The sequence below is a fragment of the Hymenobacter sp. HD11105 genome (assembly GCF_054051685.1).
In genome coordinates this window covers 77,826-89,849 of sequence record NZ_JBSWBR010000004.1, presented here as the reverse complement: position 1 = coordinate 89,849, position 12,024 = coordinate 77,826, and the positions used below count along the sequence as shown (strand labels likewise).

Below are 12,024 nucleotides of genomic sequence, written 5' to 3'. Positions count from 1 at the left end.
ACCAAAAACCCGGAAAGGAGCTATAGAGTTGCGTGCAACAGCTAAAGCTTACTAAATCGCGGGTTGGGTGGCGAAGTTAGGGAGTTGCGGTATAGGTTGTGAAAAGGCAGAATAAAGCGGGCCTAGCGCATCGTGACCAACTCCTTATTGTCAAACATGCGTACCTGCGAAATAACTTTTTCCGTCAGCGGAATTCGTTTGCCATAGCGTTCCTTAAGCTTGGCTTGCACGCTGGGATGGCTCAAATCAAATTCCTGTAGTTTAAGTAGGGGCCGTTAGTAGCAAGAGCGGCAACAGAATTATTCAACCACACTTGGCTCTTGGAAAGCGGCAAGAAAAGTAGGAATGCCAGTAAACCTCCTAGTAGGCGGTCATGCCGAGGCGGCGCCGAAGCGTCTCGTGTGCTGCTGTTGCATTGTTGTGTACAACGACCTCACGCGAGATGCTTCGGCGCCGCCTCGGCATGACGTTCACTAAGATAATTTATTCGGTGTGGTAGCTTACGTCAGCATGCCACCGTCAACCTGCAATACCTGCCCGGTGATATAGCTGCTGTCATCCGAAGCTAGAAAAGCAGTGGCTTTAGCTACGTCTTCGGGGGTGCCACCACGCTTGAGCGGAATAGCTTTGCGCCATTCATCTACTTGCTTAGGATCGAGGGCATCGGTCATTTCGGTTTCGATAAAGCCGGGCGCAATAGCGTTGCAGCGAATATTGCGCGAACCTAGCTCCAGCGCTACCGACTTCGTGAAGCCAATAATACCCGACTTGGAAGCAGCGTAGTTAGCTTGCCCAGCGTTGCCTTTGATGCCGACTACCGACGTCATATTCACGATGCTGCCGGCTTTGGCGCGCATCATCGGCTTGATGGCGGCTTTGGTCAGGTTGAACACTGACTTGAGATTCACGGCCAACACCTGGTCCCACTGCTGCTCGCTCATGCGCATGAGTAGACCATCTTGGGTGATGCCAGCATTATTAACCAGAACATCCAGGCGGCCAAACTCAGTCATTACATCGTCGATTAGCTTTTCGGCGTCGGCGTACACGGAGGCGTCAGAGCGGAAACCTTTTACTTTGGTGCCGTGGGCAGCTAGCTCTTGTTCGAGCTGTTGGCCTTTCTCCACGCTGGAAAGGTAGGTGAAGGCGATGTTAGCGCCGAGTTGGGCGAAATGGGTAGCAATAGCGCGGCCGATTCCTTTGGAGGCGCCGGTAATGAGGGCGGTTTTTCCGTCGAGCAGTTTTGTCATGTGGGCGAAGGTAGCAAGGCTGGACAATTTCCGCTAACCAATCCACGCGGCGTAGCGGCAGGCATTCAAAAGGCATCGTACCTTCGCCCCGACTTATGCGTGAAATCGATATCTGCATTTTGGGGGCCGGGCCCGGTGGTGCTACAGCCGCCCTGCACCTCGCCAACGCGGGCCAACGCTGCCTGCTGCTCGACCGCGCCACTTTTCCTCGCGACAAAATATGTGGCGATGCGCTCAGCGGCAAAGTGGTAAGTGAGCTGCGCCGCATAGCCGAAAATTTGCCCCCCAGATTAGCCGCCGATGCCGCGCAGCTGCCCGCCTGGGGCATCGATTTCTTCGCGCCCAACGGCCGCCGCCTCGGTATTCCCTTCCGACCTCATTTTAATAAAGCAACGGACCCTGCCGCCGGTCACATTGCCAAGCGCATCGACTTCGACAATTTTCTGGTTAAAGAAGTCCGTCAGCGCCCGGAAATCGAGCTATTAGAATCTGTAGACATTACGCACCACGAGCGCACTGCCGACGGCCACTGGTATCTGCGCACAGCCGATGGCGCTATAGAAATAAAAGCCAAGCTGCTGCTGGTAGCCAACGGGGCGCAGTCAGCGTTTGCGCGGCAGATTGGCGGGCATCAATTGGAGCCTGACCATCACTGCGCTGGCCTGCGGGCGTATTATCAAGGCGTAACTGGGTTGAGCAAAGACAACTTTATTGAGCTTCACTTCATCAAAGAATTTTTGCCCGGCTACCTCTGGGTATTTCCCTTGCCTAATGGGCAGGCCAACGTGGGCGTCGGGATGTTGAGCAAAACCGTGTCGCAGAAGAAGATAAACCTGCGTCAGCGGCTCTCAGAAATTCTTGAAACTCACCCCGCTCTGCGCGAGCGATTCAAAGACGCCCAGCGTTTGGGCCCGGTGCGCGGATTCGGCTTACCGCTGGGCTCGAAACGCCGCTCTCTCTCCGGCGACGCATACATGCTGCTCGGCGATGCAGGCTCTCTCATCGACCCATTCTCCGGTGAAGGCATCAGTCACGCTATGGTGAGTGGCCGTCACGCCGCCGACTGGGCCTCCCGTGCGCTAGCCGCGCATAATTTCTCCGCTGATTTTCTCAAGGGCTACGACGCAGCTGTGTATAATCGGCTGTGGCAGGAATTGCGCCTGAGTCGCGCCATGCAGCGCTTGCTAGCGTTTCCGTGGCTGTTTAATGTGGTCGCCAACCGCGCCGCCAACAACCCCACGCTGGCCGAAACCATCAGCAACATGTTTCTGGATCTGAACCTGCGCGAGCGGCTGCGGCAGCCGAGCTTCTACGTGAAGCTGTTGCTGGGTAGTAAGTAATCATTTAGCCCAAATTTCAAAAAGGCGTCATGCAGCGCGAAGCATCTCGCGGGCTCACGCGAGATGCTTCGCGCTGCATGACGCCCTTTGTGACAACTAAGTAAGCCAATCCTAAAGCGTCGAATCAGGTGGGGTAGTGCTGAGGGAATCGAGGTTTCGGGGGGCAGGGGGCTCAAGCTTAATGGCACGGCGCGCTGATGGAGTCGACTTGAACTTGGTAGGCGCTTCATGTTCGGGCGTAGAGGCACACTGCGTCGTGAGCAGCAGCACGCTAGTTGCAATTAAGCAGAGTAGGGTTGTTTTCATATCACCAGAAAGTACGGACGTAACCCAAACCAGACCAGCTGTCAAGTGGTTGTGTATTGTACGGCTAGGTCACCGCTGGGGGTAAATTCATGCCCTTTTAACCGGAATCGGCTCTTCAAAACCTTATTGTTGAGAGTAACAAACGCTGGTTATCTTTGCCCGGCTCGGGTGGCTGGCCTTCCGGACGAAATTTTCTATCTCTTCTCAAGCACAAGAATATGGCATTGCAATATGATCTGGTCGTGGTTGGCAGTGGGCCCGGTGGCTACGTAGCCGCTATTCGGGCTTCACAACTCGGGTTGAAAGTAGGTGTAGTAGAGCGCGAATCGTTGGGGGGCATTTGCCTCAACTGGGGCTGCATCCCGACCAAAGCGCTGCTCAAAAGCGCTCAAGTATTTGAGTATTTCAAACACGCCGAAGATTATGGCCTGAAGGTCGAAAACCCTAGCTACGATTTCGGTGCCGTAGTGCAGCGCAGCCGTGGCGTGGCCGACGGTATGAGCAAAGGCATCAACTTCCTGTTCAAAAAGAATAAAATCGAAACAGTATCGGGCACGGGCAAACTGCTGGCTCCCGGCAAAGTGGAAGTGACCAAAGCCGACGGCTCGAAGGAGACAGTAGAGGCCAAGCACATCATCCTGGCTACCGGTGCCCGCTCGCGCGAGCTGCCTAACCTGCCTATCGATAACAAGAAAATCATCGGCTACCGCAAGGCAATGACGCTGGAGCAAATGCCCAAGCGTCTCGTGGTAGTGGGCTCAGGCGCTATCGGCGTCGAGTTTGCGTACTTCTACCGCGCTATGGGTTCGGAGGTAACTATCGTAGAGTTTATGCCCCGTATCGTGCCCGTAGAGGACGAGGAAATTTCGCGGCAGATGGAGAAGTCCTTCAAGAAAATGGGCATGACCATCCTCACTAGCGCCGAAGTAACCAATGTGGACACAAAGGGCGAGGGTTGCAAAGTGACAGTGAAGACCGCCAAAGGTGAGCAGCAGATTGAGTGCGACGTGGTGCTGTCGGCCGTGGGCGTGCAAACCAACCTCGAAAATTTGGGCCTCGAAGAGCTGGGCATCAAAGTAGAGAAGGGCCGCCTCATTGTAGATGAGTATTATAAAACCAACGTCGACGGCATCTACGCCATCGGCGACATCGTGCCCGGCCCGGCGCTGGCGCACGTGGCTTCGGCCGAAGGCATTATCTGCGTAGAGAAAATTACCGGCCACCACCCCGAGCCGCTCAATTACCAGAATATCCCCGGTTGCACCTACGCTCAGCCCGAAATTGCCAGCGTTGGCATGACCGAAAAAGAAGCCCGCGACAAAGGCCTCGACATTCTGGTGGGCAAATTTCCCTTCTCGGCTTCAGGTAAAGCCAGCGCTGGCGGCGTTAAAGACGGCTTCGTAAAAGTGATTTTCGACGCTAAGTACGGCGAGTGGCTCGGCGCTCACATGATCGGCTCGAACGTAACCGAAATGATTGCCGAGGTAGTGGTAGCTCGTAAGCTCGAAACCACCGGCCATGAAATCATTAAATCCGTGCACCCGCACCCCACCATGTCGGAAGCCGTGATGGAAGCGGCCGCAGCGGCTTACAATGAGGTGATTCACTTGTAATTTGAGTTAACTAAAAAAGCCCCCCAACTACATAGTTGGGGGGCTTTTTTAGTTAATGTCTAGTCCAGTACGGGCTCCAGTGGTACTTGCGGCTTTGGCCTGCGACTTACCAGAAATACGCCGCCAAAAATCAGGGCCGCTTGCAGGGCCCGGCCCCAGGTAAAGTGATCTTTGCCCAAACTCACAGCAATAAGCACAGCCAGCACCGGCTGCAAATAGATATACACGCCCAGCAGGGCAGGGGAGGCGTATTTCAGTGCCCAGTTGTTGAGCAGGTAGGCAATAATGGTCAGGAACAGGACCATATAAATCACCTCTGCCCAGATGTAGAGCGGGAAGTGGGCGTAATCAGTTGTGAGGGCATCGCGCCAACCGAAAGGGACTGCTACTACGGCACCGACCAAAAAAATGCGTGCTAGTACGGTGAAGGCATTATACTTCCGCATGAGCGGCGTAACCAGAACCAGATAGACCCCAAACGCCGTGGCATTGAGCAGAATCAGAATATTGCCTAGCGTAGCGTTGGGGTAAATGGCATCGGTGGGGTTACGACTCAGAATAAGTGTGGCTGCACCCACGGCCCCCAGCAAAATGCCCCCCACACGGGCACCCGTAATTTTTTCGCCCAGCAGCACCGCCGAGGCAATGACCACTACAATAGGCGCAATCGTCTGAAGCAGAGAAGCATTGATAGGTGAAGTATAATTCAGCCCGGAGAAAAATAGCAGCTGATTCACTCCAATACCCGTGACCCCGCAGATGATGGAGCGCACATTATCGGCGCGGCCCTGAATTCGATCTTGGGGCGCAACGAGGCGACTGAGTAAGGCGAAAAACAGCGCCGCGCCCACTATGCGCAGCGTTACGATGCCGAAAGGACCCATATATACGGGCATCACATCCTTGGAAAGACTGTAGTTGGCCGCGTAGATCAGGGCTACCAGAAACAAAGCCGCGTGGACGCGCAGGGAATTTTTCATCGGCGGCAAAGGTACGGGTAGTGCAAAGCTTCTATTGCTCCTTTTGTGGAGCTTTCATGAACTGCCTTATGGCAACTAATGCCTCCCAAAGCACTAGCTTCGTCAGAATGTTCTGCGACTGGCTTAGCGCCCGCGTTACTTTTGGGCTTCGCTTTACGTTACTCTCCGATGACTACCGGCTCCCTCTTCGACCCCGAACCCACTCCGGCCCAACCCGCCAAACCGTCCCAAAATGCTCCTTTGGCTGAGCGTCGGCGTCCGCATACGCTCGCCGAGTACGCAGGACAGCAGCATTTGGTAGGCCCGGAGGGCGTGCTGCGACGCTACTTGGCCGGGGGGCGTTTGCCTTCGCTAATTTTGTGGGGCCCGCCGGGCGTGGGCAAAACCACCTTAGCGCACTTGCTGGCTGAGGAGCTAAAACAGCCTTTTGTAGCTTTGAGCGCCATAAATGCCGGTGTAAAGGACGTACGCGACGTGATTGAGAAGGCCAAGTCACGGCCGGGCACGGTACTCTTTATTGATGAAATTCACCGCTTCAGCAAGTCCCAGCAGGATGCCTTGCTCGGGGCGGTAGAGCGCGGCGTGGTTACGCTTATTGGCGCTACCACCGAGAATCCTTCTTTCGAGGTAATTCCGGCCTTGCTGAGCCGAGCGCAGGTGTACGTGCTGGAGCCGCTGAGCAAGGAAGTGCTGACGGAGCTAGTAGATAAAGCTATAATCCAAGACGAAACGCTCAAGCGCAAAAACGTGCGCGTGGCCGAGTACAACGCTCTGCTCACCATTTCGGGCGGCGATGCACGCAAGCTGCTTAACCTGCTCGAAATTGTGGTTGAAGCAAGTCCCATGAACCCCGAAACGGGCGAAACCGTCGTTACCGATGCTGTGGTGCAGCAGCTGGCCCAGCAGCACTTAGCTCGCTACGACAAAGGCGGCGAGATGCACTACGACGTCATTTCGGCCTTTATCAAAAGCATCCGCGGCTCCGACCCTAATGCTGCTTTGTACTGGCTAGCGGTAATGTTAGAAGGCGGCGAAGACGTGAAGTTCATTGCCCGCCGCCTGCTTATCCTGGCCTCCGAAGATATCGGCAACGCCAATCCTAACGCCCTCATGCTGGCCCAAAGTTGCTTCCAGGCCGTAACGGTTATTGGCTTGCCCGAAAGCGATATCATTCTGGGTCAAACGGTAGTGTATCTAGCGACCAGCGTGAAGAGCAACGCCAGCTACAAAGGCATCCGGGCGGCGCGGGCGCTGGTGCGCGAGCAAGGTGTGCAGTCCGTACCTATTCCGTTGCGCAACGCGCCCACGCGCCTTATGAAACAGCTCGGCTACGGCCAGCAGTACCAGTATTCGCACGACTACGAAGGTAATTTTGCCCCCCAGGAGTTTCTGCCCGAAGCCCTTAGCGGCACCCGCTTCTACGACCCTGGCCATAATGCCAGCGAGCAGAAACTGCGCGAGCGGCTGCGACAATGGTGGGGGGCAAAATATGAGTATTGATAATCGGCAAACCAAGTTGGTCTTCGTTGACCAAACCCTTCTACATTTGTTAGGCACCCAGTTAATCTTCCTTTTTCAATGAGACAGTTTTTAAAATATGTATTGGCTACCCTCGTGGGCCTTACAGCCTTTGCCTTTCTTGGGTTTTTGCTGCTGCTGGGCGTGCTCATGGCAGCGGCGAGCTCCGATAGCGAGATCGAGGTAGCCAAAAACTCGGTGCTGGAGCTCAAGCTCGACCAGCCCATTTCGGAGCGCGAAAACCCGGAGTCGTTGGGCAGCTTGCTGGGCGGCGGCAGTAGCGCCAGCAGTGGCCTGGTGCAAATAAAAGAAGCCATTCGGCGAGCTAAAAAAGACGATAATATCAAAGGCATTTTCCTGAATGTGGAGCTAGTGCAGGCCGGTATGGCCACGCTGGAAGAAATTCGCAACGAGCTGCTGGACTTTAAGAAGTCGGGCAAATTCGTAGTGGCTTACAACGATTTGTCGTCGGAGAAAAGCTATTACTTGGCTTCCATAGCTGATCGAATCTACTTGAATCCGCAAGGCACGCTGGAGTTTAATGGCTTGAGCTCGGAGACGTATTACTACAAAAACCTCTTCGAAAAGCTGGGCATCGAGCCGTATATCTTCCGGGTAGGCTCGTTTAAGAGCGCCGTAGAGCCGTATTTCCGAGATAGCATGTCGGACTCAGCGCGGCTGCAAACTTCGTCGTTCCTGAATTCGATGAACGACTTCATGCTCGGCCACGTAGCGAAGGCCCGCCGCATTGCGCCCGCCCGTCTGCGCGTGATTTCTGACTCCATGCTAGTACACAACGCCAACGATGCCAAGCGTTTGGGCTTAGTTACCAATGTAGGTTACTACGATCAAGCTCTGAACTTCATGAAAAAGAAAGTGGGCTTAGAAGAAGATGAGAAACTTGGTTTAATAAGCCTGAGCACTTACCAGCGAGGCGAAGGAGATACAGAGGGCAGTAGCGCCAATCGTATTGCTGTTATTTATGCCGATGGCGACATCGTGACCGGCAAGGGCGGCAACACCGATATCGGCAGTACCCGCTTCGCCGAGGCTATCCGCCAAGCCCGCCTCGACGACAAGGTGAAGGCCGTGGTGTTGCGTGTCAACTCGCCTGGCGGCTCGTCGCTGGCCTCCGATATTATTTATCGCGAAGTGGTGCTCACCAAAAAAGTAAAGCCCATCGTGTGCTCTATGTCAGATGTAGCGGCTTCGGGGGGTTATTTTATTGCCATGGCCTGCGACACCATCGTAGCGCATCCAAATACCATCACGGGCAGCATTGGCGTGTTTGGCGTGCTGCCTAATATTCAGCCCTTGCTGCGCGATAAGCTCGGCATTACCACCGACCGCGTAACTACCGGCAAGTTCTCGGATTTGCCCACCATCACGCGCCCACTCACTGCCTACGAGCAGCAGCAGCTACAGGAAGAAGTAAACCGCATCTACGCCGACTTCACCACCAAAGCCGCCAAAGGCCGCAATATGCCTGTTGAGAAGCTGCGCGGCTATGCCTCCGGTCGGGTATGGTCAGGCTCGGAAGCTAAGGAGCGTGGCCTCGTGGATGTGCTGGGCTCGTTCGAGGATGCGCTGCGCATTGCCGCTCGCCGCGCCAAGCTGGATGAGGGCGATTATCGCCTGCAAAGCCTGCCCCGCCAGAAAACCTTCGTGGAGAATATCTTCAACAGCTTTGGTATGGAAGCACGGCAGCAGCTCGTGAAGCAGGAGCTAGGCCCGCTGTATCCTATGTACGAGCAGTATCAGAAGCTCACGAAGCTGCAAGGCGTGCAAGCGCGCATGCCATTCGAAATGCGGATTGAGTAATTACTGTCAAAGACAAGAATAAGAAAGGGCCAGCAAATAACTGGCCCTTTCTTGTTTACTTGTGGTCGTATCTACTTAAGGAAGCCTCCGACAATACCAAATTGTATCAGGTGCGCGGCTTGGAAACTGAATCTTGTTTCTATAGATTAAACTATCTCCGTTTGCTTTCACGCGAAACTCACCAAAGTATCGTATTACGTCTCGGGTGTAATCGGTAAAGTAATAGTAGGATCCTTCACTTGAAAAAGGCCACTGCTGTGTGAAGACACCAAACAAATACAAAGTCTGGTGTCTTACCTTAATCAAATCTGGTCCCACAGCTACAACATTTAAAGTAGTCTCTGGTAAGCGCTTCTTACGTAGGTCAACGCCAGAATTCCAGTAGGATACGATAATCTTATTACAGTAATATTGGCCTACAGCTTTTGCCCTAATCAGAGCGGTAGTATCGGCCTGAGCTAGGGTAATAGTTTTGCTTTTAGTGACATCAGCCATTTGAGGCGTGCTTAACGTGACAGTGTAATTGCCCGCACGCCGGAAAGTATGCGCTGGATTTGCCTCAGTGGAGGTACTGCCGTCACCAAAATTCCACTCGTAGCTGCTGATATCCTGGCGGCTAGCGGAGAACTGGATAGGAGTAAAGTTTTGAAGAGTACCCGTATAAGTAAAGTCTATTGACGGGGTACTTTTTTCTTTTTCACAACTAAGTAAGATTGCTCCGGTACTTAGCAGCAAGCCAGTGAATAGATTCGTGTATTTCATATAAATATTTAAGAATATATCGAAAGTAATACTTTTTAGGGTTTGTTCTTTCTTTTCTACCATTAATACTACTACTCATTTACATTGCTTTGTGTGCTTAATTTGCCCCTATGAATATTACTGCCGCCCAACAAACTGCGCAATTGCGCGAAGCCGCTGACCACATACGCCACCAGTTCGGCGAGTTTCAACCTGAATTCGGTATCATCCTCGGCACCGGTTTGGGAGCGCTAGTGAAGGAGCTGGAAATTCAGCACGAGTTTTCCTATGCCGACTTGCCGCACTTTCCGGTTTCAACCGTCGAGAGCCATTCAGGAAAGCTGCTGGGGGGCATTTTGGCCGGTCGGCGGGTGCTCGTGATGCAAGGGCGCTTCCATTATTACGAGGGCTACACTATGCAGCAAGTGGTGTTCCCGGTGCGCGTGATGAAGCTACTGGGCATCCAGAAGCTATTTGTAAGCAACGCCGCCGGTGGGCTCAACCCCGACTTTGCCATGAGCGACCTAATGCTCATAGAAGACCACCTGAACTTACAACCTACCAATCCGCTTATCGGGCCGAACCTAGATGAGCTGGGCCCGCGCTTTCCCGATATGCTGGAGCCCTACGACCGCACGCTGCTGGCCCAGGCCCAGCGCGCGGTCCACGATTTGGGCTTCACCAACTACGTGCGCCGCGGCATCTACGCTAGCCTGCCCGGCCCTATGCTCGAAACGCCCGCCGAATACCGCTACCTACGCACCATCGGAGCCGATGCGGTGGGCATGAGTACAGTGCCTGAAGTAATTGCTGCCCGCCAGATGGATCTGCCTGTGCTGGCCATTTCTGTCATCACCGATCTGTGCTCGCCCGGTAAGCTCAAGAAAGTAGACATTGCCGACATTCTGCGCGCCGCCGCTGCCGCCGAGCCCCGCCTTACGGCCCTGATACGGGCGGTAGTGGAGCGTCAATAAATGTCTAATTGATGTTAATAATAAAGCCCCCAGAATATCTCTGGGGGGCTTTTTTTAAGGTAATAGGGGTGAGAATTGCAAGAGAATTTCCTTAAGGCACAAGGTTGAAAACTTTCGATTCTGGTTGCCCTTGAATCTCTCGGATAAGAGAAATTTGATTGGATGGGCCTCCACTGGGTTTGTTGCCTCTTATTTCGTACGTCTGAGGAGCTCCCTTATGATCTATCAGGTCGAGGGTATGACCAGAATTAGTCAATTTCCAGGTACCCGTAAATTCGTCGCCAGTTGTCAGCAACTTTTGAGTATAGTTGCCCTGACCTTGAAAGGTGAGCGTATAGCGGTCTTTGATAGCACTGCCGCTACTAGTGACTTGTCCTGCTTTGCTAATTTCATCTAGCCGCCATGTGCGGGATAATTCGGTTTCTGTCATGCCCAATGCAGGCATCGGGCTACAGCCACAAGCTTTCTCGCAGCTAGTGACCATACCAGCCAGAATAAATGAGACAACAAGAGTTAAAACATAAGAATAAGAGCGGCGCATAAGCATCAGTATCAGCAATTAAAGTGGATAGATGCCTTGAAGATATCTGTTATAGATCCACTAGTTGCATGCTGGCTCAAAATATAGGTCACCGGATAGTTAGCGATTGTCGCTGGTAGCTCAGAATGGTGAATACGCCTATGCCACCCTGCACCGTGGATTGGATAGCGGCGGGTTGGCCGAAGGGGTTTCCGTTTGCATTGCGCGCATTCTCAGTCGATTGCAGAAACTGGTAGTAAGGCTGATCCAAGTGATAAAGGGTCACGATAAGCGAGTCGCCAGGATCGAAGATATAACTGGTGCCGAGCGTGATTTCCTTGCCTTCATTGAGGCGGTCTTCAATGCTGTAATCAATTTCGGGCTCTTGGGAAATACTGTCGCGGTGTACTTGAAACCGATAGTAATCAAGGGTTTGGAGTGGGTCGCGAAATCGGGTGATAACATAGGCCTCCCGCACGGGCCGATCATTAAATTTGAATTCTACGGTATCAATCGGCACCACTGCGGGCATGCGGGCGGTACCCGTCACGAGGCGGCCTTTCGTGTCGCGGGCTTCCAGGGTAAACTCGTCGCCGGGCCGAATAACTAGTCGGCTACGACCCCGATGGGTGTACACTTTGCCCGTCAGAAAATTGAAGCCCGGATCATAGGTCATGACCTCGCGCTGCCGGTTAGGGCCGGTGATAGTTACCACCACATCTTCCGGCACTTTTGGAACGGGCGACGACAGGTAAGGCACCGTTTCGCTTACCGTCAGCTGGGGCCGCTGGTTGGGCTCTAAGTAACACTCGACCACCAGCTGAGGTGGCGCCACGGGGAGCACCACGTCAATATCTTTCTGCAAATTATCGCAGCTCGTAGCCCCCAGCAGCACCCCGAGCAGCAGTAACTGCCACACACCGTACGTCAGACTATTTTTCAGGGAATGAATCATAAGTAA

The 12,024-nt window shown here is 53.6% G+C and carries 12 protein-coding genes; 5 read left to right on the top strand and 7 right to left on the bottom strand.

Translation table 11 applies throughout. The features are described 5' to 3' along the window. Positions 1-122 precede the first annotated feature (122 nt). The gene (locus ACW9KT_RS13530; protein WP_457081241.1) at positions 123-245 is read right to left on the bottom strand and encodes a hypothetical protein; all 123 of its coding nucleotides are present in this window, start codon (positions 243-245) and stop codon (positions 123-125) included. Between the two features lie 255 nt (positions 246-500). Beyond that, complete coding sequence (gene fabG / locus ACW9KT_RS13525) at positions 501-1,250, bottom strand: 3-oxoacyl-[acyl-carrier-protein] reductase (RefSeq protein WP_457081239.1); 750 nt, start codon at positions 1,248-1,250, stop codon at positions 501-503. Between the two features lie 95 nt (positions 1,251-1,345). On the opposite strand from fabG, the gene ACW9KT_RS13520 reads away from it, so the two are divergent. Beyond that, entirely contained in the window at positions 1,346-2,590 is a 1,245-nt protein-coding gene (locus ACW9KT_RS13520) for an NAD(P)/FAD-dependent oxidoreductase (protein ID WP_457081237.1), read from the top strand. Between the two features lie 111 nt (positions 2,591-2,701). Here the strand turns inward: ACW9KT_RS13520 and ACW9KT_RS13515 are convergent, their stop codons facing one another. Then, positions 2,702-2,896, bottom strand: a complete 195-nt coding sequence (locus tag ACW9KT_RS13515) for a hypothetical protein (protein ID WP_457081235.1) — start codon at positions 2,894-2,896, stop codon at positions 2,702-2,704. A gap of 218 nt (positions 2,897-3,114) precedes the next feature. Here ACW9KT_RS13515 and lpdA point away from each other — a divergent pair, with 218 nt between their 5' ends. Then, positions 3,115-4,509, top strand: a complete 1,395-nt coding sequence (lpdA, locus tag ACW9KT_RS13510) for a dihydrolipoyl dehydrogenase (protein WP_457081233.1) — start codon at positions 3,115-3,117, stop codon at positions 4,507-4,509. Between the two features lie 59 nt (positions 4,510-4,568). Here lpdA and ACW9KT_RS13505 read toward each other — a convergent pair whose 3' ends face one another. Further along, entirely contained in the window at positions 4,569-5,489 is a 921-nt protein-coding gene (locus ACW9KT_RS13505; protein WP_457081231.1) for a DMT family transporter, read from the bottom strand. Positions 5,490-5,657: 168 nt separating this feature from the next. Here ACW9KT_RS13505 and ACW9KT_RS13500 point away from each other — a divergent pair, with 168 nt between their 5' ends. Together ACW9KT_RS13500 and sppA are read left to right on the top strand one after the other, a co-directional pair. Further along, entirely contained in the window at positions 5,658-6,989 is a 1,332-nt protein-coding gene (locus ACW9KT_RS13500; protein ID WP_457081229.1) for a replication-associated recombination protein A, read from the top strand. Between the two features lie 78 nt (positions 6,990-7,067). Then, positions 7,068-8,828, top strand: coding sequence for a signal peptide peptidase SppA (gene sppA, locus ACW9KT_RS13495; protein WP_457081227.1), 1,761 nt, complete (start codon positions 7,068-7,070; stop codon positions 8,826-8,828). Between the two features lie 75 nt (positions 8,829-8,903). Here sppA and ACW9KT_RS13490 read toward each other — a convergent pair whose 3' ends face one another. Continuing rightward, complete coding sequence (locus ACW9KT_RS13490) at positions 8,904-9,653, bottom strand: PKD domain-containing protein (protein ID WP_457081225.1); 750 nt, start codon at positions 9,651-9,653, stop codon at positions 8,904-8,906. 47 nt (positions 9,654-9,700) lie between these two features. On the opposite strand from ACW9KT_RS13490, the gene ACW9KT_RS13485 reads away from it, so the two are divergent. Next, the gene (locus ACW9KT_RS13485; protein ID WP_457081223.1) at positions 9,701-10,543 is read left to right on the top strand and encodes a purine-nucleoside phosphorylase; all 843 of its coding nucleotides are present in this window, start codon (positions 9,701-9,703) and stop codon (positions 10,541-10,543) included. A 91-nt stretch (positions 10,544-10,634) separates the two neighbouring features. Here the strand turns inward: ACW9KT_RS13485 and ACW9KT_RS13480 are convergent, their stop codons facing one another. Both ACW9KT_RS13480 and ACW9KT_RS13475 read right to left on the bottom strand, forming a co-directional pair. Beyond that, positions 10,635-11,084, bottom strand: coding sequence for a hypothetical protein (locus ACW9KT_RS13480; protein ID WP_457081221.1), 450 nt, complete (start codon positions 11,082-11,084; stop codon positions 10,635-10,637). Between the two features lie 88 nt (positions 11,085-11,172). Continuing rightward, positions 11,173-12,018 carry a DUF4249 domain-containing protein gene (locus ACW9KT_RS13475; RefSeq protein ID WP_457081219.1) on the bottom strand — a complete coding sequence of 282 codons (846 nt, stop codon included), beginning with the start codon at positions 12,016-12,018 and terminating at the stop codon, positions 11,173-11,175. Between the last annotated feature and the right edge of the window lie 6 nt (positions 12,019-12,024).